The organism is Curtobacterium sp. MR_MD2014 (assembly GCF_000772085.1).
Taxonomy (GTDB): Bacteria; Actinomycetota; Actinomycetes; order Actinomycetales; family Microbacteriaceae; genus Curtobacterium.
This window is the reverse complement of sequence record NZ_CP009755.1, coordinates 342508-363323: the sequence shown is the minus strand read 5'-3', so window position 1 is coordinate 363323 and position 20816 is coordinate 342508. Positions and strand designations below refer to the sequence as shown.

Below are 20816 nucleotides of genomic sequence, written 5' to 3'. Positions count from 1 at the left end.
GAACCGCCACGGCCGGGGGCCGCAGCGGTTCGCGAGGGGGTCTGGACCGCGGTCACTTCGCGAGCGCCCCCGTGATCTCGTCGATGTTCGCCTGCTGCCACGAGACGTAATCCTCCCCCTTCGGGAGCGTCTCCGTGACACCGACGACCGGGATGTCCGCCTGCTCGGCGGCCTTCTGGACCTGCTCGGTCTCGGGGCTGGAGGTCTGCTCGTTCACGGCGAGGAGCCGCACCTGCTTGCCGGTGAACAGCTTGAGGGTGTCGTTGAGCGCAGCCGGCGGGACGTCGTCGCCCTCCTCGATGGCCTCGGCGAAGGCCTCGGGCGTCACGTTGTCGAGCCCCATCGCGTCGAAGAGGTACCCGGGGACGGGCTCGGTGTACGACACCTCCTCACCGTCGACCTTCTCCTTGGCCGCTGCGGTCTGCGACTCGAGGTCGTCGAGCTTCGTGGTGAGGGTCTTCGCGTTGCGCTCGAAGGTGTCGGCGTGCGCGGAGTCGAGCTTCGTCAGACGCTGTTCGAGGTCGGCCACGAGCTTCACCATCGTCGGGTAGTCGTAGAACACGTGCTCGTTGAACTCCGCGTCGCCGCCCTGGTCGAGCCCGGAGAGCTCCACGACGTTGATCGTGTCGGCCGTCGTGTTCGAGGCCTTCGCCAGGGTGGTCATGAAGTCGTCGTACCCGCCGCCGTTCTCGATGAGCAGGTCGGCCTTCGACACGGCGAGCTGCGTCTTCGCGCTCGACTCGAACGAGTGCGGGTCCTGCGACGGGTCGTCGAGGATGCTCGTGACCTCGACGTCGTCGCCGCCGATCTCCTGCGCGATCGAGCCGTAGACGTTCGTCGAGGCGACGATCCGGACGGTGCCGTCACCCGAGGCGTCACCGGAGGCGGAGGACGTGGCGCAGCCGCTCAGCGCGAGGGCTGCGGCGCCGGCGACGAGCGGCAGGGCGAGGAGGCGGCGGTTCTGCATGGTGCGAGCGTACGGCTTGCTGATAACGGTTGTCAAAATCAGCCGCCCGACGGACGGAAGGCGCGGTGCCAGCCGGTACCGCGCCTCCCGTCCGGAGCAGGATCAGCGAGCGATCAGGGCTTGGTGGCCGCGTCGATCGTGTTCTCGGCGATCGTGTCGTCCTCGCGGCCCGGTGTCCGCAGGTTCCACTTCTTGATCACGAACGAGAACAGGAAGTAGTAGACGACCGCGTACGCCAGACCGATCGGGATGAGCCAGATCGCCCCGTCGGCCTTGCCGAAGTTCAGCACGTAGTCGATCGCTCCGGCCGAGAACGAGAACCCGTCCCGGATCCCGAGCGCGTTGACCAGCGCCAGGGAGGTCCCGGTGAGGACCGCGTGGATGACGTAGAGCGGGAACGCCACGAACATGAACGAGTACTCGAGCGGCTCGGTGATGCCCGTCACGAACGACGTGAGCGCGGCCGAGATCATGATGCCGCCGACGACCTTGCGGTTCTGCGGCTTGGCGTTCCGCCAGATCGCGAGCGCACCGGCGGGCAGCGCGAACATCATGATCGGGAAGAAGCCGGTCTGGAAGATGCCCGCGGTCGGGTCGCCGGCCAGGAACCGCGCGATGTCGCCGTGGTAGGTCACGCCGTCCGCCGTGAAGCTGCCGAGCTGGAACCACGGGAAGAAGTTGAGCAGCTGGTGCAGGCCGATCGGGATGAGCATGCGGTTGACGAAGCCGAAGACGCCACCACCGATGACCGCGTTGTCCGCGACGGCCTGGCCCGCTGCGGTCAGCGCGATGTCGAAGTAGCGGTACACGAACGACATGAGCACCGCGATGACGAGACCGGCGACGGCCGTCAGGATCGGGACGAGACGGCGACCGGAGAAGAAGCCGAGGAAGTCCGGCATCTTCGTGCGGTGGAACCGCTGCCAGAGCACGGCCGCGACGAGTCCCATCACGATGCCGCCGAGGACACCGAAGTTGATGGTGGCCTGCTCGCCGTTCGCATCCTCCACCCCCGCGAGGACGATCGGCGACATGGCCTTCCAGACCTCGTACATGACCATGTAGCCGACGACCGCGGCGAGCGCCGTGGTCCCGTCCGACTTCTTCGCCCAGCCGATGGCGATGCCCACCGCGAAGAGCAGCGGCAGCCAGGTGAAGACGCCGTTGCCGGCCGCAGCGACGATCGAGGCTCCCTGCTCGAAGCCGGGGATGGCGCCGAGCATGTCGGACTGCCCCAGGCGGAGCAGGATGCCCGCGGCCGGCATGACCGCGATCGGCAGGAGCAGGCTCCGACCGAGGCGCTGGGCGTTCGCGAACAGCCTGGACTGCTTCTTCGGGGTCTTCTTGTCCGGCACGTCCGTTGCAGCAGCGGTGCTCATCGGCGTTCCTCTCGTCATCGGGTGGAGCTGGGCGCAGGGGTGAGTTGAGTCATGCGAGGACCCCGGGTAGCCTCGGCGGTACCGCCGGGTCCGGTCCTGTCCGGTCATGACCAGTTCCGTAGTCTGAACCGGTGACCAGATGCGTGTCAACCCGGCACGGAATCCGCAACGAGGAGGAAACGATGGCCGACATCAAGGCAGCCGACATCATCGCCGCACTGGGTGGCGCGGACAACATCGACGAGGTCGAGGGCTGCATCACGCGCCTCCGCGTCGAGGTCGAGGACGGCGACCTCGTGGACAAGGCCGCCCTGCAGGCAGCGGGCGCGCAGGCCGTCGTCGGCGGCGGCACCGGGTGGCAGGTCATCGTCGGTCCGATCGCGGACAACCTCGCGCAGGACATCCAGGACGAACTGTGACCGCGGTCCGGACCCCGTTCGCGGGCCCGGTCGTCGCACTCGCCGACGTGCCCGACCCGGTGTTCGCCGGGCAACTGGTCGGTGCGGGGGTCGCCGTCGACCCGACGGGTGTCGCGGGTCCGGTGACCGCGGTCGCCCCGGTGGACGGCACGATCGTCAAGCTCCACCCGCACGCCTTCGCCCTGCAGGGCTCCGCCGGGACGGACGTCCTGGTGCACGTCGGCATCGACACCGTGAAGCTGCGGGGCGAGGGCTTCGAGCTGCTCGCGGCCGAGGGTGACACCGTGCACGCCGGGGACCCGGTCGTGCGGTTCACCCCGAGCGTGATCGAGGCCGCCGGCTACTCCCCGGTCTGCCCGGTCGTGGTGCTCGGCAGTGCGCCGGACTCGGTCGAGCAGCGCTCGGTCGGCACCACGGTGCCCGAGGGCGCCACGCTCTACACCGTCTGACCGCGGGGGAACCCCGCCGAGTCTCGGCCCAGCGGACGTCTTCGCGGGCGCACGAACGCAAACCTGTCCGCGGAGCCGAGACTCGGCCGCGGGGGCGGGGGCGTGGCAGCGCGCGCTACGCCCCCGGCCGTCGGGCGGTGACCTCCATCTGCACCCGGTAGCGGTCGGACCGGTACCAGGACCGGGCGTGCTCGACGGGCCGGTCCCCCGAGTACGACACCCGGTCGAACTCGAGCAGGGGTGCCCCGGTCCTGGTCCCGAGCAGCGTCGCGACGTCGTCGGCCGCGGGCTTCGCCGCCACCGTCTGCTGCGCCCGATCGATCGGCACGCCGTACGTGTCCGCCGCGAGCGAGTACACCGACCCGGACAGGTCCTGGTCGAGCAGGCCCGGGTACGCCGTCGCCGAGAGCCAGGCGTCGTCGACGGACACCGGTGCGCCGTCCGCCATCCGCAGGCGCTTCAGGTGGTGGGCCGTGTCGCCCTCGTCGAGGCGCAGCGCGGCCGCGGTGTCGGCCGGCGGGACCCGCTCCTCGCGCACCAGCACGACGGTCGTCGGGACGTGGCCGAGCGCACGCATCTCCTCGGTGAAGGACGCCAGGTGCAGTGTCGACTGCACGGGACGGTGCGCCACGAAGGTGCCCTTGCCGCGCACGCGCTCCAGGTAGCCCTCGTTGACGAGCTGTCCGAGGGCCTCGCGCACCGTGATCCGGGACACCCCGTACTCGGCGATGAGCTGCCGCTCCGAGGGGATCGCCGCGCCGGGCGCGAGTCGGGCGGTCGCGAGGTCGAGCAGGATCCGCCGCAGCTGCTGGTGCTTCGGCTCGGCCCCCTCGGTGATGCGGCTCGTCATGCGGTCCTCGTGCTCCGGTGCTCGTCGACTCCGGGCGGTCCTCGCCCAGCTGGTCCTGTGCGGACATGACCAGTTGTCCTCACAGTAGCGATCAGGATGCGAGAAGCCAACGCCGTGACAAGATGACGCCCGTGACCTCGGTGGTGATCGTGGACGACGAGACGCTCGTCCGGTACGGCTTCGAACTCATCCTCGGCGCAGCGGCGGACATCGACGTCGTCGCCACGAGCGGTGACGTCGACGCGGTCGAGACCGTGCGCCGGCACGCCCCCGACGTGGTCCTGCTCGACGTGCGCATGCCCCGGGTGAACGGGCTCGAGGTGCTCGCTGCACTCCGGCAGCTGCCCGAGCCGCCCGCCGTGGCGATGCTCACCACGTTCGACACCGACACGCAGGTGGTCACCCGGGCGATGGAGTCCGGCGCCGCCGGGTTCCTGCTCAAGGACACCGACCCGGAGTCGCTCGCCGAGTACGTCCGGGCGCTCGCCCGCGGCGGCATCGTCCTGGCACCGGGCGTGGACCGCACCCGCCTGTTCGCGCACCGGCCGTCGACGCCGGCGCCGGAGCTCTCCGACCGCGAGCACGCCGTGGTGCGGCTCGTCGCCGAGGGTGCCAGCAACCCCGAGATCGGCCAGCGCATCGGTGTCAGCACGGGCACCGTGAAGGAGGACGTCCGCGCCCTCCTCGCCGCGTTCGGCGTCACCACGCGTGTCCAGCTCGCGCTGCGCGCGGCGGAGGCCGGGCTGCTCGATGGCTGAGCCCGCTCCGTCCGGTCGCGTCCGACGGCTGCTGGCGCGGACGGACGGGAGGCTCGACGCACTCGTCGACGTCGGCCTCCGTCGTGCGCGTGCCCACCCGGCCCCGTGGTGGCTGGTCGACGCGCTCTTCCTCGCGGCCGCCGTCGTCGACGCCGTGCTCGACATCGCGGGCGCCACGACGACCGAGATCACCCTGTCGCTCGTCGCGGCGGGTGCACTCGTCCTCCGTCGGCGGCTCCCCGTCCTGGCCTTCGCGCTCACGATGCCCGGGCTCTTCATCGGCTCCGGTGTCGTCGCAGCGAGCATCGCCCTCTTCACGCTCGGTGAGCGGACGGACCGCCGGTGGCTCATGCTGCTCGCCGCCGTCGTGCAGTTCGTCGGGTTCAGCGGCTTCGTCGTCGGCCCGCCGCAGCAGCTCGACGAGATCGTGGTGTCGATCGTGTACGCGCTCATCTTCGCGCTCGGCCCGCTCTCGATCGGCCTGCTCGTGCGGACCCGCGCGGACCTGGTCGACCGCATCGCCGAGCTCGGGGCCTCCCGTGCCGAGGAACGGCGTCGCGCCGCCGAGGTCGCCCTCTCCCGCGAACGCGCCCTGCTCGCGCGCGAGATGCACGACGTCGTCTCGCACCAGGTGACCCTCATCGCGGTGCAGGCCGGCGGCGTGCAGATGGCCGGGCGCGACGAGCAGGAGCGGGCGTTCGCGCGGACGATCCGGCAGCTGTGCGTCGTGACCCTGCAGGAGCTGCGCGAGATGGTCCAGGTGCTCCGGGCGTCCGGCGGCACCGACCGGGAGATCGCCCCGCAGCCCGTGCTCGCCGACCTGCCCCGGCTCGTCGCCGCGAGCGGGCTCGAGACCGACGCGGCCGTCGACCTGCCCGAGACCCTGCCCCTGCCCGTGCAGCGCGCGGTCTACCGCTTCGTGCAGGAGGGCCTGACGAACGTCCGGAAGCACGCCCCCGGCGCCGTGGTCCGGATCAGCGGTCGGCTGCACGGCGACCAGGTGCTCGTCGACCTCGTGAACGGGCCCGCACGTGCCGACCGGCTCGAACTGCCCGGGTCCGGCCTGGGGCTCATCGGGCTCGGCGAACGCGCGTCGCTCCTCGGCGGCCGCCTCGACTCGGGACCGCAGCCCGGCGACGGGTTCGCGCTGCACCTGCGCCTGCCCGTCGAGCACCGACCGAGCGTCCCCACCCCCTGACGGCCGGGCGAGCGAGCGGCGGACGACGGGTGACCAGCCCTCCGAGGGACGGTCGGTGGCCGATCGGCCACCCGTGTTCACGCCACCGCCCGATGCACCGACCCGGCAGGGTCGGCTGTGATGGCAGCGTGGTCCAGTCAGCGCTCGTCGTCAGCATCCGTCGACACCCCGTCTCCGTGGGCGTCGGCGTCGCCTCCGTCCTGCTCGCCGTCACGGCACGCGTCGCGCACGCCGAGCCGGACTTCCCGCACCACCCGCCGGTCGCCTGGGCAGCCCTCGCGGTCGTCGTGGCCGTCACGGTGCTCGCGGAACGCACGCTCGGGTCGCTGCGCACCGTCCTGGTCGGCGTGGGCGCCCCGCTCGCGGCCGTCGGCGTCACCTTCCTGGCGGTGACGGTCGGGTCGGCGATGGGCGAGGCCCACGCGGAGGCCGCCGCGGGTGAGCCGCTGTTCGCCCCGTCCGCCGTCGCGACCGCCCTGCTCGCCGCGGCCTCCGCCACGATGCCGCCGGCCCGCCGACGTCGTGTCCGGGCCGTCCTGTGGACGGTCGTGCTCACCCTGGTGCTGTTCGCCGGCCACGGCTCCGACACCGCGCGTGCCCTGGCGACCCTGTTCGGGACCGCCGCCGGAGCGCTCGTGGTGCGCCGCGCCTCCCGGCCGGCACCGACCGCGCCGCGCACCGACCGGACCGTCGTCACCCACCCGCGCTCGGTCGTCGTCGCGACGCTCGTCGCCCTCGGCGCGGGCACCCTGGTGACGCTCGTCGTGCCGGAGCCGGACGGCGTCCTGTCGCCGTTCGCCGATGCCATGAGCGACCGGGCGACCGTGCTCGTCGGGGTGCTCCTGGTCGGGGCCGCCTGGCTCGTCCAGCGCGGCCGTCGCACCGGGCTCGTCCTGGCGGCGGGCCTGCTGGTGACGCTGTCCGCCGTGCTCGCCGACGTGTTCCTCATCGAGCCGCTGCAGGACGGCTTCGTGCAGTGGCAGGGCCTGACGACCGACGAGGTCGAGTGGCAGGTCACGCTGCTCGGGGCCTGGGCCGTCCCCGCCGCCGTGCTCCTGGCGATCGTGGTGCTCCGCGGCCAGCTGGTGCGCGCTCGCTTCCGTGCGACGCCGACCTGCGGCGAGGACTACCTCGGCATGCTCCGCGAGGGGGACGCGGGCACGCTCGGGCACATGGGCACCTGGCGGGGCAACGCGACCTGGACGCACCCGGACGGACTCGGTGCCGTCGCCTACCGCGTGCACGGCGACGTCGCCCTGACCGTGTCGGACCCGGCGTGCGCCGCTGCGGACCGGGCCGAGGTGGTCGCCGCGTTCGCCCGCGCCTGCGAGCGGAACGGCTGGACCCCCGCGTTCACGAGCGTGCACGAGCCGGTGCGGGCGATCCTCGCGGCCGAGGGGTGGGCGTCCTTCCCCGTGGGCGTGGAGTCCGTGCTCGACGTGACGACGTTCGACCTGCGCGGCAAGAAGCGCCAGGACCTGCGCACCGCGTCCAACCGTGCCGACCGCGAAGGGCTCCGCGACGAGTGGACCACGCTCGCCGCCCTCGACGCCGACCAGCGCGCGCAGGTCGAGGCGATCTGCACCCGCTGGGCAGCCGACCGTCGGCTGCCGGAGATGGGCTTCACGCTCGGTGGGTTCCGCGAGCTCGAGGACCCGGACGTCCGACTGCTGCTCGCCGTGACCGCCGAGGGTCGGGTGACCGCGGTGACGAGCTGGCTGCCCGTGTACGAGCACGGTGCCCTGACCGGGTACACGCTCGACGTCATGCGACGCGGCGAGGACGGGATGCCCGGGGTGATGGAGTTCCTGATCGCCCGGACCGCCCTGCGCGCCCGCGAGGCCGGCCTCACCACGATCAGCCTCTCCGGCACGCCGCTCGCACCGCACGCCGACGCCGGGTCCTGGGTGGCCCGCGGGTCGGCGCTCCTCGCCCGAGCGCTCGAGCCCGTCTACGGCTTCCGGTCGCTGCAGCGCTTCAAGGAGAAGTTCGGCGCGCGCCACGAGCCGCTCTGGCTCGTCGTCCCGAGCGCGCTGCAGGCGCCCCGGGTGGCGCGAGCGCTCACCAGCGCGTACGTGCCCGGGCTCCGTCCCAAGCACCTGTGGGCGCTCCGCCAGGCGCACGTCGCCCCGGCGGCTGAGCAGCCGGCCGCCCGCTCGTGAGCCCCGTCGAGTGGCTGCTCGCGACGCAGCTGCAGGCACCGAACAAGCTCGTGCCGGCCGACCTGGCGTTCGCCGTGCTCGCGACCGCCGTCCTGCTGCCCGCCGTGCGGCAGTGGCGGTCGCGGCAGGCCTGGCGCCGAGCGGCCCTCCGCGCCGGCATCGCTGCCGCTGCCGCGCTCGTCGTGCTCGCCGCCTGCTGGTTCACCACGCAGGTCGTCGACCTGTTCGGCGTCGCGCTGAGCCCGATCACGCAGATGTGGAGCGCCTTCGCCGGCGCGGCACTCGCCCTCGCGGTCACCGGTCTGGTGCAGGGCGGCGGATGGCGTCGCGCGCTCGCGATCGTCCTGGTGCCGGCGGCGCTCGTCGTGCCCGCGCTCGGCATCAACGTCGAGTTCGCCAAGTACCCGACGCTCGGCACCGTCGTGCAGAGCGACCCGTGGCCCGCCTACGACCGTGACGCCGCTCCCCTCGACACGATGCCCACCGCCGGGATCGTCCGGACCGCGACCATCCCCGGCACGCGCTCGCACTTCGACGCGCGGCCGGCCGTCGTCTGGCTGCCGCCGGCGGCCCTGGTGCGGGACCCGCGACCACTGCCCGTCGTCATCGCCTTCTCGGGGCAGCCGGGTGCGCCCGGGGACCTGTTCACCGCCGGTCGTCTGGCGGAGTCCCTGGACGCCTACGCCCGCGCGCACGACGGTCGGGCGCCCATCGTCGTGAGCGTCGACCAGCTCTCCGCGCCGGGGAGGAACACGATGTGCGTCGACTCCCGGCTCGGGAACGTCGCGACCTACGTGACGCAGGACGTGCCGACCTGGATCCACGCGAACCTGCCCGCGACGACCGACCGGAAGGCCTGGGGGCTGACCGGGTTCTCGCAGGGCGGCACGTGCACGATGCAGTTCCTCACCGGGCACCCGTCCGCCTTCGGTGCGGCGCTGGCGGTGTCGAGCGAGCTCCAGCCGATCGACCAGGGCCCGCAGCACAGCGCCGACCAGGCGTTCGGCGGATCCGTGGCGGCCTGGCAGGCGGCGGCACCGATCGCACAGATGCGGGAGCACGGGCTGGACGGCCACGCCCTCTGGCTGACCGCCGGGTCGTCCGACCGGGAGTTCAGCGAGAACGCACGGGAGCTCGGTGCGGCCGCGCGGGAGGCAGGGGCCCGGGTCGAGGTCGGATCAGCGCCGGGCAGCGGTCACGACTGGAACACCGTGCAGTGGTCGTTCCGGACGTACGTCGGGCCGTTCGCGGACGCGTTGTCCGCGGCGGAACCTCGATCGCAGATCTGAATATCGTACATTCGATGTTTGACATCACCCGAAGCGCTCCGTCACGCTGATCGGACACATCAGACGAACGGAAGGGTGACGACATGGAACACAAGGGGAAGCAGGTCCTGATCGGACTCACGCTGACGATCGGGCTGGTCGTCGGCGGGACCGCGACGGTGGCGGTCGCGAGCCCGACCGAGGTGCTCGGGCAGGGCTCGGAAGCGGGCGGGATCGTCATCCCCGACTCCGGTGCCGGAACGTCCGGAGAGCGTCGCTCCTCGGTCCTGCAGCGGAGTGACGGCGGGGGCGGGAGCTTCTGGCAGTGGGGCGTCGGCAGCAGTGACGTCTGGTCGAACTACTTCCGCGAGAAGCGCTGCCACGGCGCGACCGCGGTCGGGAAGAAGTCGAGGCAGGTCACGGGTGTCCCCGGCGGTCGGTACGCCTACGCGATCACCCCGAAGAAGTTCAGCGGGAACCAGGCCTACTACCACAACTGCTGACCGTCGACGGTCCTGAGAACCGCATGCGACCCCGTGCACTGGTACTCGCCTACGCCATTCCGCCCGTCCTCGCGTTCGTCCTCGCCTTCGTCGGACTCACCGTGGCGGACGAGACCAGCGTGGTCGGGGCGACGTCCTCGGTCACCGTCTCCCTCGGCGGCGCGGCGCGGTCGAACCGGATCATCGCCGGAGCGATCACCCGCGTCGCCGAGGAACACCACGCGACCGTCGTCCGGATGGTCGCCGACCGCGCGGACCCGGACGGACGCCGGACAGCGCTCGTGACCGACGCTCCGGGGACGCTCGGTGAGCAGTGGCTCCGTGACGGCTACCCGGACTTCTCCAGTGCGGTCTCGACCCGGGTCCGACCGATGGCCGACCTCGACCGCGTCGACCCGACCGGCACGTACGAGCTGTTCGGCGACGATGCCGCCCGCCACGACCTGGTCCGCGCCTTCGACTCGGTCGGCTACGGAGCGACGACCGAGTCGATCCGGGCCCTGACTCGACTCGGCATCGGCGAGACGGTAGACGGCACCCTCGGTCTGGTCGGCATCCTGGTGCTCGGATCGGCCACCGCGTGCCTGGTGGCGACGGTCGGCTCGCCGCGGCGCTGCGCGGTCCGCCGACTGCACGGGCAGAGTGCCGTGCGGATCCTGCGGCAGGAGCTGAGTGCGCTGGGGACGAGCGCGGCGGTCCTGCTCGTCGGCGCGCCACTCGCCGGCGTCGGCGTCTGGATCGTCAACCGCGCAGCGCAGTGGCCGGCACTCGTCGCCGCGTCCGCGCTGCTCTGCGCCGCGCTGCTCACGCCGGTGCTGCTCGCGCACGCGACGGGCGTCCTCCTCGCCTGCCGACGCCCCCTGGTCGACTCGCTGCGTGGCTCGCGGCCACCGGGTGGGATCGTCGGGCTCGCGCGCATCGCACGGCTGGCGGCGACACTGCTGCTCGTCGCCGCGGTGAGCGGTCTCGTCGGCGCCGAGGTCGTGGCGCGGACGTCCGGCACCGATCGGGACCTCCGGGCGGCAGGGACGGTCGTGCAGCTGTGGATCACGCCGGACCCCCGACCGATCGAGTCACAGGCGTACTGGGACCGGCTCGGCCGGTTCGCCGGTGGCGCACTGCAGGACCACGACGCACTGCTCACCGCGCTCAGGGAGGTCTCGACCGGCGAGGGCGGCGCGGGGGTGTCCGCGCTCTTCGTCGACGCCGAGTACCTCCGACTCCAGGACGTCCGCGCGGCGGACGGCACCCGCATCCGTGCCGGTGCGACGCCGACCGTCTGGCTCCCCGAGCGCAGCAGGCTCGACCCGGACGCGCTCGTCAGGTCGCTCACCGACTGGGACTTCCGCGACGCGCCCGCTGCGGCCACCCGGGACGTCACCGTCGGGCGGCTCGGCACGCCGGAGCTCTGGACGTACCCGGACGGCGGCCGGGTCCGGGGATGGGTCGACGACGCCGTCCTGGTGGTCGTCCCGACGCCGGCCACGATGTTCTCGGCGGACCAGCTCGGCTCGTGGCTGTCGACCGGCGACGTCGCGTTCCGCGACCGTGCGCGCGCGGAGCGGGCGATCCACGCTGCCGGGGTCGGCTCGGAGATCAGTGCCGTGGTGGACGTCGGACAGGCGGCAGCGGAGACCGCACGCGGTGCCCGGCGGACGGTCGTCGCCCAGTCCGCTGCGGTCGTGAGCGGTGCCGTGGTGTCGGTCGCGCTCGCTGTGCTCGCGACGTCGGCACACCGTCGCCGGCACGGCCGGGCCAGGTTCGCGAAGACCGTCGCAGGTGTCCACCCGGTACGGGCCGACGCCGACCTGCTCGCCGTCGAGGTGGTGTCCGTCGCCGTCGCAGCTGTCGCGGCGGGTGCGGCGTGGTCCCGGCTCAGGCCGGATGCATCGTGGCGGGTCTCGACGCTGGACCCGCTGACGCAGACGGCCACTCCGGCAGCGCTGCTCGCGATCGCGGCCGCGGTGGTGGTGTCGATCGTGAGCACCGTGATCGTCCTGGGCACGGCCCGGGGCACCGACAGGTCCCGAGGAGACGAAGCACGATGATCGACGTCCTGACCGTCAGCAAGCAGCGGGGCGGTCGCACGCTCTGGGAGGACCTCACCTTCTCGGTCGACGCCGGCGAGGTCGTGGCGCTCACGGGGCCCAGCGGCTGCGGCAAGTCGACGCTGCTCGACTGCGTCGGCCACATCGACCGGGTCGACTCCGGGACGATCCGCATCGGCGGTGTGGACGCGGGACGGAGCGCACGCCGCGCGCGCCTGCTCCGCCGGGACCACATCGGCTACCTGTTCCAGGACTTCGGGCTGGTCCACGATGCAACCGTGGGGGCGAACGTCGACCTCGCCCGACCGACCGGACGCGGCCGTCGTCGAGGCCTCTCCACCGGCGCGGCGCTCGAACAGGTCGGACTCGGCGGACGCTCGTCCGCCCGCACCCACGAGCTGAGCGGCGGCGAGCAACAGCGCGTCGCGCTCGCGAGGCTCCTCGTCAAGCAGCCGTCCGTCATCCTCGCCGACGAGCCGACCAGCGCGCTCGATGCCGACAACGCTGCGTTGGTGCTCGACCGGCTCGAGTCGTTCGCGGCCGCGGGCGCCGCGGTCCTCATCGCGACGCACGCGCCGTCGGTCACACGGCGCGCGGCACGCGTGATCGCCCTCCGGGATGCTCGGGACCATCGAGGCGGACCCTGAGCAGGCCCGCTCCTCGGCGCCGTCCGCCCCTCAGGCGTTGCGGACGAGCCAGGCGAACTGGTCGTCGGTGAGTTCGCGGTCGGTCCACACCTGACCGAGCACGCCGTCCGGAGCAGCGACCGACGCCGACCCCTGCCAGACGAGCGACAGCCCCACCTTCCGCAGCACAGCGGCCGACGCCGGGTTGTTCGTCAGCACCCGGCCGGTCACCGGCGCGCAGGGAGCTGCGCGGTGCGCTTCGGCCACGGCTGCGCGCGCGAGCTCGCCGGCGTACCCGTTCCCCCAGGCCGCGGGAGCCAACCGGTAGCCGAGGTTCCAGACCCCCGCCGTCGTCATGTCGACGCCGCCGACCCCGACGAACGCTCCGTCCGTCGTGCGGACCGTCCACGAACCGAGGCCGTACCGGGCCCGACCGCCGATCTTGCGCTGCACGAGGTCGACCGTCGTCGCACGGTCGGTGTGCCGCCCGGAGGGCAGGTGTCCCCAGGTCCGCGCGTCGGAGAACACCGCGTGCACGTCGTCGATGTCGGCGGGCGTGAGCGGTGTCAGCACCAGGCGATCCGTCCGGATCTCCTGCTGTGGGGTCAGGAGCTGGTGGGCCATGGTCCGATCATCACCCCGACCCCCGACAAGTGGGTGGACACCACGCGACGTCCGCGCGATCCGGCCCCGGACTGCGGCTTCGCGCAGCCCGGGGCCGCCCAACGAGTACACAATCACCGATTTTTCAGCATGAAGGACGTTTTCACTGTACAGTGAAAACGTGCCGAACACTGAAGAGTTCGCGATCACCGCACTGGCGGAAGCGCTCCCGAACGGCTCGGTCGTCCTCTCACCGAGACGCGACGGGAGCTGGACGGCAACACTGCCCGACGGATCCCGTCGCCGCCTCGTCGTCTCCTGGGCCGGCTACGGCTACCCGAGGGACGTGCAACGAGCACTGATCGACCCGGAAGTGCGCGCAGCACGAGAGCACGGCGACCTCATCGTGATCGCTGCCCACACCGTGTCACCAGGAGCACGACAGCTGCTCCGCTCCGAGGGCGCGTCGTGGGTCGGGCGCGACGGATCCGCGGAGCTCCGTCTCGGTACCGTGTGGGTCGACCGGGACGGCGCTTCGCCGTCCCGCCCTGCTGATCGTCCGCTGACATGGAGCCCTGCCCGGGCTGACGTCACGGAAGCGCTGCTCGCCGTCCTGACGAAGCAGGACCCCGCCACGGCGGGAGCGAGCGACGTACCGGATGTCGAGACGGTTGCCCGTATGAGCGGTCGATCCCTCGGGACCGTCGCCGGCACCTACGCGCTCCTCGATGCGCAGCAGTGGACGGCACCGGGCCTTCGACCCCGGAGCCGGGTCGTCGCGAACGGGCCGGCGATGTTCGACTCCTGGTCACGGTGGACGGGTGAGCAACGCCGACGCTTCGACGGCTTCCACTCGGTCCACCGGGACCCCGCTCGCATCGTGGAGCAACTCGTCGAGGCGTTCGGCGATGAGCTCGTCCTGACCGGAGCCGCAGCGAGCGAGCTGTCCCGCCCCACGCTGACCGGCGGATGGGTCGTGACCGCCTACGTCGCGAGTCCGGACGCCTGGCGCGGGATCGACGAAGCGACCCGACGCGCCCGACTGATCCCCGCTTCCGTGCCGCGGATCAGACTCGCACCGACCACGCCCGTCATCGAGAGGACCGCCAGCATCGTCGATGGTCGCCGAGTCGCCGCGCCCGCTCGTGTCTACGCTGACCTCGCCGCGGGCACGGACCGCGAGCGTGAGGCAGCAGAGTCCTTCCGCGCCACGATGCTCCAGGTGGTCTCGTGAGCTCGGACCCATCGACGCGGAGCCGGGGTGCCCGAGCGCTCGCCGAGACGGCGTACGCGTCGTTGCTGCGCGCGGTGGGCGACCGCCGACGCGATCTGCTGCTCATCGGGGGCCTCGTGCCGGAGCACCTCGTGGAGTCGGACGAGCCCCACCAAGGCACGAACGACGTCGACGTCCTGATCGACATCGGCCTCGTGTACGACCGGGACGACCTCGACTTCGCGTGGCTGGAGCACGCACTCCTGGCCGCCGGGTTCGTCACGGCCACCCCGAACACCGGTTGGCGGTGGCTGCTCGACGTCGGGGGCTTCCCCGTCCTGGTCGAGTTCCTGGTGGACGTCCCGGACAACATCGACCAGGAGATCGCGCTGCCGGGCTGCTCGGTGCTCGGCGCCAAGAACCTCCGGGGACCGGGGCCGGCGCTCCACGACGTCCACGCGACGCAGATCAACGGGGAACAGGCGCCCATCACCGGACTCGGCGGGTACGTCGCCGCGAAGGGCGCGAGCGCCTACTGGCGTCGCGCGGACAAGGATCTCTACGACTTCGCCTGGGTCCTCGTGGCCGATCTCCGCTCCGGGAGACCCCGTGCCGCCGACGCCGTGCTCACCGTCCTCGAGCCGGTCTCCGAGCGCGACCGGGCCGACGCGGTCGTCGCCGTCTGTGACCTCTTCACGAGCGCGGATGCGACCGGCGCGCGTGCGTACTCGGAACTCTCCACGGCCGCGGGCAGCGCGGAGCCTCCGGAGAGCCACGCACTCGACGCCGTCGTCGCGGTCTCCGCCTTCCGCGCTGCGGTCGCAGGGCGCATCGACGAGCTGCGCTCGCGCGCCTGAGTGACGCCGGCCCGGCGCTGCGGAACCCCACAGCACCGCCGGGACCCAGGCGTCAGTCGAGCAGCAGCGCCGGCTCCTCGAGCACCGAGGCGATGTCGTGCACGAAGCGCGAGGCCACATCGCCGTCGACGACCCGGTGGTCGAACGAGGCACCGATCGTGGTCACCATGCGCGAGCGGACCTCGCCGTCGACGACCCACGGCTTCGGCTTGATCGTGCCCATCGCGACGATGGCGACCTCGCCCGGGTTGAGGATCGGGGTGCCGGTGTCCATGCCGAAGACACCGATGTTCGTGATCGTCACGGTGCCGTCGGCCATCTGCTGCGGCGTGGTCTTGCCGTCGCGGGCGGTGAGCGTCAGGTCCTCGAGCGCCTTCGCGAGCTCGAACAGGGACATGTCCTGCGCGTCCTTGATGTTCGGCACGATGAGCCCACGCGGGGTCGCCGCGGCGATGCCGAGGTTCACGAAGTGGTGGACGATGATCTCCTGGTCGGTCCAGGTCGAGTTCACCGACCGGTTCCGACGGACGGCCCAGATGACCGCCTTGGCGAAGACGAGCAGCGGCGAGACCTTGACACCGGCGAACGTCGGCGAGGACTTCAGGCGCTTGACGAACTCCATGGTGCGGGTCGCGTCGACGTCGACGAACAGGGACACGTGCGGCGCCGTGAACTTCGACGTGGTCATCGCCTTCGCGATGGCCTTCCGCACGCCCTTGACCGGGATGGTCTCGCGGCGGACGTCGCCCCACTCGGGCGTCTCGATGTTGCGGAAGACGCCGGCCTGCTTCGCGTGCCGGATGACGTCGTCGCGCGTGACCTCGCCGGCGAGACCCGTCGGCACGACCTCGGTCAGGTCGACGTCCAGGTCCTTCGCGAGCTTCCGGATCGGCGGCTTCGCCAGGACGATGCCCGACACGACGGCCTTGCGCGGTCGGGAGCCCTGCTCGCCGACGGCCTGCGAGATGCTGTCCTCGCCCGGGTCCGAGGCGGCCTCGGCCGCGGCGACGGCGTCCGCACTGGAGGCACGGCTCGCCTCGGCGGCGAGCGCTGCGGCCCGGCGGGCGCCCGGCTTCCGGCGGGACGGGGACGTGGTCGCGGAGCCGTACCCGACCAGGACGGCGCCGGACGACTCGTCGGAGCCGACGACGGTCGCGTGGTCAGCGACCGGCTGCGACGGAGCCGCGTGCCGCGGTTGCTGCGGAGCAGCAGCTGCCGGTGCGGCCGCTGCGGGTGCGGCCGGGGCGGCGGCCGGTGCCGGCGGGGTCTGCTGCACGGGCGCCGGCGGCGTCTGCGCGACGGGAGCCGGAGCGGCCGCTGCGGCAGGCGGGGTGACGGCGACGTCCGGCGAGGCCGGGACGCTGTCGGCGACGGTGGACGGGCCTCCCGGCTGGGCGGACGTCGACGCGACCTGCACGTCCGAGTCGACCCGGATGATCGGCTTGCCGACCTCGACGGTGTCACCCTCGGAGACGAGCAGCCCCGTGACGGTCCCGGCGAACGGCGACGGCAGCTCGACGAGCGACTTCGCGGTCTCGATCTCGACCAGGACCTGGTCGACGGCGACCTCGTCCCCGATCGCGACGCGCCACTGCACGATCTCGGCCTCGGTCAGGCCTTCGCCCACGTCGGGCAGGGGGAATTCGGCGGCGGGCACTGCGGCTCCTTCGAACGATCTGGACGGCTCGGTCAGTATGCGAGGGCGCGGTCGACGGCCTCGAGGACACGGTCCGCGTCCGGCAGGTGGAGGTGTTCGAGCTTCGACACCGGGAACGGGACGTCGAACCCGGAGACCCGGATCGGCGGCGCCTGCATCGTGTAGAAGCACTGCTCGGCGACGGTCGCGGCGATCTCGCTGCCGACGCTGACGAAGCCGGAGGCCTCCTGCGCGATGACGACCCGGCCGGTCTTGCGGACCGAGGTCAGCAACGGCTCCCAGTCGATCGGCGAGATGGAGCGGAGGTCGATGACCTCGCAGCTGGTGCCCTCGGCCTCGGCGATGTCCGCAGCCTGCATGAGGGTCGCCACCATCGCGCCGTGGCCGACGAGGGTGACCTCGGTGCCGGTCCGGGCGACGCGCGTGGTGTGCATCGGGACGTGGCCGTCGACGAGGTCGACCTCGCCCTTCGGCCAGTAGCGGGACTTCGGCTCGAGGAACACGACCGGGTCCTTCGACGCGATCGCCTCCTGGATCATCCAGTACGCGTCGTTCGGCGTGCTCGGGCTGACCACGCGCAGGCCCGGGGTGTGCGCGAAGTACGCCTCCGGGGACTCCTGGTGGTGCTCCACGGCGCCGATGTGCCCGCCGTAGGGGATGCGGATGACGACCGGCAGCGACATGTGCTGCGGCAGGCGGTTCTGCATCTTGGCGAGCTGCGAGGTGATCTGGTCGAAGCCCGGCCAGACGAAGCCGTCGAACTGGATCTCGACCACCGGACGGTAGCCGCGCAGGGCCAGGCCGATCGCGGTGCCGATGATGCCGGCCTCGGCGAGCGGGGTGTCACGGACGCGCTCGGCACCGAACCGCTCCTGCAGGCCCTCGGTGATGCGGAAGACCCCGCCCAGCTGGCCGATGTCCTCGCCCATGAGCAGGACCTTGTCGTCCGCGGCCATCGCGGCGGCGAGGCCGGCGTTGAGCGCCTTGGCCATCGGCAGGGTCTGCACGGGCTCGCTGGGGACCTCGCCCGCACCGGGGTGGGCGCGGAGCGTGTAGTCGAAGAGCTGCTCGGTCGTGCTCATCAGTGGGAGCCCCCTTCGTACCCGGCCTCGTACTGCTCGAGCCAGGCCTTCTGCGCGGTGGTGACCGGGTGCGGCTCGCGGTACACGTTGTCGAACATGACGTCCACCGACGGCGGGGTCAGGGCCACGGTCGCCCGTCGGACGTCGGCGGCGATGTCCTCGCCCTCCTCGTCGAAGCGCGCGAGCTGCTCGTCGGTGACGCCGCGGCTGCGCAGGTACGCGGCCGAACGGGCGATCGGGTCGCGCTCCACCCACGAGGTGAGCTCGTCGTCGAGGCGGTAGCGGGTCGGGTCGTCAGAGCTCGTGTGCGCGCCGATGCGGTAGGTCTCGGCCTCGACGAACGCCGGCCCCTGCCCGGAGCGGGCGTGGTCGGTCGCGACGAGGGACGCCGTGTACGACGCCAGGACGTCGTTGCCGTCGACGCGGACGCTCGGGATCCCGAAGCCGCGCGGGCGGTCGACGAGCGGGGTCGGCGACTGCACCGACACCGGCACCGAGATCGCCCAGTGGTTGTTCTGCAGGAAGAAGACGACAGGGGCCTTCGTCGACGCGGCGAAGACGTACGCCTCGTTCACGTCGCCCTGGCTGGTCGCGCCGTCGCCGAAGTACACGATGGTGCAGGCGTCGCGGTCGGGGTCACCGGTGCCCACGTCGCCGTCGAGCTGCTGACCGAGCGCGTAGCCCGTCGCGTGCAGCGTCTGCGACCCGATCACCAGCGTCGAGATGTGGGTGTTGCCGCGCTCGTCCGGGTCCCAGCCGCCGTGCGTCTGGCCGCGGTACATCGCGATGATCTCCATCGGCTCGACACCGCGGTGCATCGTGACGGCGTGCTCGCGGTACGACGGGAAGACGTGGTCCTGTGCGCGGAGGGCGAAGACGGAGCCGACCTGCGCGGCCTCCTGTCCGTGGCTCGGGACCCAGAGGCCGAGCTGACCGGTGCGCTGGAGGTTGTGGCCCGCGTGGTCGAACCGACGCGTGAGCACCATGCGGCGGTGCATCGCCAGCAGGGTCTCGTCCGGGATCGTCCGCGCGACGGCGGCGTACTCGGCGTTCTCGTCGGTCTCCACGAACCGGCCCTCGGGGTCGAGGATCCGGACGGTGGCCGTCGCGGGGGCCGCGGCGTGGAATGACATGTCGGTCAGCGTAACGCCAGGGCCTACCGGGCCGCCTGGAGGTCCCCCACAAGCGACCCCGCCGTTTCGAGGAGCGTTTCCACAGCCTCGTGCTCCCCGATCGACACCCGGATGCCCTCGTTCCCGAAGGCCCGCACGATGATGCCGGCGGCCTCGAAGCGCTCGGCCGCGTGGGCCGTCAGCTCCCCGGTCGGCAGCCACACGAAGTTGCCCTGGGCGTCCGGGACGTCCCAGCCCTGGCCGCGCAGCGCGGCGACGATGCGGTCACGGCTCGCCGCGAGCTCGGCGACGCGGTCGAGCAGCTCCGTCTCGCGCTCCAGGCTCGCGAGCGCCGCCGCCTGGCCCTGCGCCGTCACCGACAACGGGATCGCGCAGGCACGGACGGCGTCGAGCACGTACGCCGGACCGAACGCGTACCCGACGCGCAGGCCCGCGAGTCCGTACGCCTTGGAGAACGTGCGGAGGACGACGAGGTTCGGGTACCGCTCGAGCAGCGGCGTGCCACGGACCGCGGTGGGCTCGGTGACGAACTCGGCGTAGGCCTCGTCGAGCACGACGAGCACGGTCGACGGCACGCGCGCCATGAACGTCTCGAACTCAGCGCCCGTGACGACGGGACCGGTCGGGTTGTTGGGCGAGCAGACGATGACCATGCGGGTGCGGTCGGTCACGGCGTCGGCCATGGCGTCGAGGTCGTGGCCGCCGTCCGGGCGGTTCGGCACCTGCACGCTCGTGGCACCGGCGACCGTCACGACACCCGGGTAGGCCTCGAAGGAGCGCCACGCGTAGACGACCTCGTCGCCGGGGCCGCTCGTCGCCCGGGCCAGCTCGTGCAGGATCGCGACGCTGCCGGGCGCGACGTGGACCTCGTCGACGGTGAGTCCGGCGCGGTTCGCGAGCACGGCGCGGACGGCCAGGGCGGTGGCGTCCGGGTAGCGGTTGTAGGCCGTCTGCGCCTGCACGGCCTCGACGACGCCCGGCAGCGGCGGGAACGGGTTCTCGTTGCTCGACAGCTTGAAGGCGTCGGGCGCTGCCTGACGCCCCTGCTTGTACGCGGGGAGGACGGCCACCTCGGGCCGGATGTGCACGCGCTCGTCAGTCACGCGCACAGGCTACCGGGGACCGTCCGGGGCGCGACGGGCATCATGAGGGCATGCGATTCCTCGTCCGCCTCGTCGTCAACGCCGTCGCGCTCTGGCTCACCACCCTCATCGTGAGCGGCGTCACCGTCACCCCGTTCGGCGACGGGGACACCACCGCCGTGGTGCTCACGTTCCTGCTCGTGGCGTTCGTGTTCGGGCTCGTGAACGCGGTCATCGGCACGATCATCCGGATCGTCGCGTTCCCGCTCTACGTCCTGACGCTCGGCCTGATCTCACTGATCGTGAACGCCGTGCTGCTGCTCATCGTCGCCGGGATCTCGGACGCGATCGGCTTCGGGCTCGAGGTCGAGTCCTTCGGCTGGGGCATCGTCGGTGCCTTCGTGCTCGCCGTGTTCTCGTGGCTGATCGGGCTGTTCGTGCGGCCGGTGCTGAACCGCCCGCGTCCGTGACCGCGGGCGGTACCGGGCCGGCCACCGGCGCGACGGACGCCGGCGACGACGTGCCGGCCGCACGCGCGACGGATGCGGGCCGCACCGAGCCG

Annotated in this window: 20 protein-coding genes; 12 read left to right on the top strand and 8 right to left on the bottom strand. The window is 72.3% G+C overall.

Translation table 11 applies throughout. From position 1 onward, the window contains the following. Positions 1-52: 52 nt before the first annotated feature. Together NI26_RS01815 and NI26_RS01810 are read right to left on the bottom strand one after the other, a co-directional pair. Positions 53-967 (bottom strand): metal ABC transporter solute-binding protein, Zn/Mn family, encoded by a 915-nt coding sequence (locus NI26_RS01815; protein ID WP_066651801.1) that lies wholly within the window; start codon positions 965-967, stop codon positions 53-55. Positions 968-1080: 113 nt separating this feature from the next. Beyond that, positions 1081-2346 carry a PTS transporter subunit EIIC gene (locus tag NI26_RS01810; RefSeq protein WP_066651798.1) on the bottom strand — a complete coding sequence of 422 codons (1266 nt, stop codon included), beginning with the start codon at positions 2344-2346 and terminating at the stop codon, positions 1081-1083. A gap of 161 nt (positions 2347-2507) precedes the next feature. On the opposite strand from NI26_RS01810, the gene NI26_RS01805 reads away from it, so the two are divergent. Further along, positions 2508-2765 (top strand): PTS transporter subunit EIIB, encoded by a 258-nt coding sequence (locus tag NI26_RS01805; protein WP_268746776.1) that lies wholly within the window; start codon positions 2508-2510, stop codon positions 2763-2765. Then, a complete protein-coding gene (locus NI26_RS01800) occupies positions 2762-3214 on the top strand; it encodes a PTS sugar transporter subunit IIA (RefSeq protein ID WP_066651796.1) in 453 nt (150 codons plus the stop codon). The genes NI26_RS01805 and NI26_RS01800 overlap by 4 nt, the downstream gene beginning before the upstream one ends. A 115-nt stretch (positions 3215-3329) precedes the next feature. Here the strand turns inward: NI26_RS01800 and NI26_RS01795 are convergent, their stop codons facing one another. Further along, positions 3330-4064 (bottom strand): GntR family transcriptional regulator, encoded by a 735-nt coding sequence (locus tag NI26_RS01795; protein ID WP_066651794.1) that lies wholly within the window; start codon positions 4062-4064, stop codon positions 3330-3332. A gap of 131 nt (positions 4065-4195) precedes the next feature. Between NI26_RS01795 and NI26_RS01790 the strand changes: the two genes are divergently transcribed. From NI26_RS01790 to NI26_RS01760, 7 genes are all read left to right on the top strand, one after another. Continuing rightward, positions 4196-4822: a response regulator gene (locus tag NI26_RS01790; protein WP_200884149.1), complete on the top strand. Its 627-nt coding sequence runs from the start codon at positions 4196-4198 to the stop codon at positions 4820-4822. Beyond that, positions 4815-6020 (top strand): histidine kinase, encoded by a 1206-nt coding sequence (locus NI26_RS01785; protein WP_066651791.1) that lies wholly within the window; start codon positions 4815-4817, stop codon positions 6018-6020. The genes NI26_RS01790 and NI26_RS01785 overlap by 8 nt, the downstream gene beginning before the upstream one ends. 128 nt (positions 6021-6148) lie before the next feature. After that, entirely contained in the window at positions 6149-8182 is a 2034-nt protein-coding gene (locus tag NI26_RS01780) for a bifunctional lysylphosphatidylglycerol flippase/synthetase MprF (RefSeq protein WP_066651789.1), read from the top strand. After that, entirely contained in the window at positions 8179-9471 is a 1293-nt protein-coding gene (locus NI26_RS01775) for an alpha/beta hydrolase (RefSeq protein WP_066651787.1), read from the top strand. Before NI26_RS01780 ends, NI26_RS01775 begins: the two co-directional genes overlap by 4 nt. 83 nt (positions 9472-9554) lie before the next feature. Further along, a complete protein-coding gene (locus NI26_RS01770) occupies positions 9555-9953 on the top strand; it encodes a lactococcin 972 family bacteriocin (protein ID WP_066651785.1) in 399 nt (132 codons plus the stop codon). A 23-nt stretch (positions 9954-9976) separates the two neighbouring features. Continuing rightward, positions 9977-12001, top strand: a complete 2025-nt coding sequence (locus tag NI26_RS01765; protein WP_066651784.1) for a hypothetical protein — start codon at positions 9977-9979, stop codon at positions 11999-12001. Then, complete coding sequence (locus NI26_RS01760) at positions 11998-12648, top strand: ATP-binding cassette domain-containing protein (RefSeq protein ID WP_066651783.1); 651 nt, start codon at positions 11998-12000, stop codon at positions 12646-12648. The genes NI26_RS01765 and NI26_RS01760 overlap by 4 nt, the downstream gene beginning before the upstream one ends. Positions 12649-12678: 30 nt before the next feature. On the opposite strand, the gene NI26_RS01755 is transcribed toward NI26_RS01760, so the two are convergent. Beyond that, a complete protein-coding gene (locus NI26_RS01755; RefSeq protein WP_066651778.1) occupies positions 12679-13251 on the bottom strand; it encodes a GNAT family N-acetyltransferase in 573 nt (190 codons plus the stop codon). Between the two features lie 160 nt (positions 13252-13411). Between NI26_RS01755 and NI26_RS01750 the strand changes: the two genes are divergently transcribed. Both NI26_RS01750 and NI26_RS01745 read left to right on the top strand, forming a co-directional pair. After that, on the top strand, positions 13412-14464 hold the full coding sequence (locus tag NI26_RS01750) for a hypothetical protein (protein WP_066651776.1): 1053 nt from the start codon (positions 13412-13414) through the stop codon (positions 14462-14464). Further along, a complete protein-coding gene (locus NI26_RS01745; protein WP_066651774.1) occupies positions 14461-15300 on the top strand; it encodes a hypothetical protein in 840 nt (279 codons plus the stop codon). The genes NI26_RS01750 and NI26_RS01745 overlap by 4 nt, the downstream gene beginning before the upstream one ends. A 52-nt stretch (positions 15301-15352) precedes the next feature. Here the strand turns inward: NI26_RS01745 and NI26_RS01740 are convergent, their stop codons facing one another. The 4 genes from NI26_RS01740 to NI26_RS01725 all read right to left on the bottom strand — a co-directional run bounded on the left by NI26_RS01740 (position 15353) and on the right by NI26_RS01725 (position 20275). Continuing rightward, a complete protein-coding gene (locus tag NI26_RS01740) occupies positions 15353-16957 on the bottom strand; it encodes a dihydrolipoamide acetyltransferase family protein (protein ID WP_066651772.1) in 1605 nt (534 codons plus the stop codon). A 32-nt stretch (positions 16958-16989) separates the two neighbouring features. Beyond that, on the bottom strand, positions 16990-17949 hold the full coding sequence (locus NI26_RS01735) for an alpha-ketoacid dehydrogenase subunit beta (protein ID WP_066657646.1): 960 nt from the start codon (positions 17947-17949) through the stop codon (positions 16990-16992). An 89-nt stretch (positions 17950-18038) separates the two neighbouring features. Next, positions 18039-19172 carry a thiamine pyrophosphate-dependent enzyme gene (locus tag NI26_RS01730; RefSeq protein ID WP_066651770.1) on the bottom strand — a complete coding sequence of 378 codons (1134 nt, stop codon included), beginning with the start codon at positions 19170-19172 and terminating at the stop codon, positions 18039-18041. Between the two features lie 23 nt (positions 19173-19195). After that, the gene (locus tag NI26_RS01725; protein ID WP_066657644.1) at positions 19196-20275 is read right to left on the bottom strand and encodes a histidinol-phosphate transaminase; all 1080 of its coding nucleotides are present in this window, start codon (positions 20273-20275) and stop codon (positions 19196-19198) included. Between the two features lie 50 nt (positions 20276-20325). On the opposite strand from NI26_RS01725, the gene NI26_RS01720 reads away from it, so the two are divergent. After that, positions 20326-20724: a phage holin family protein gene (locus NI26_RS01720; RefSeq protein WP_066651768.1), complete on the top strand. Its 399-nt coding sequence runs from the start codon at positions 20326-20328 to the stop codon at positions 20722-20724. The last annotated feature ends 92 nt before the right edge of the window (positions 20725-20816 follow it).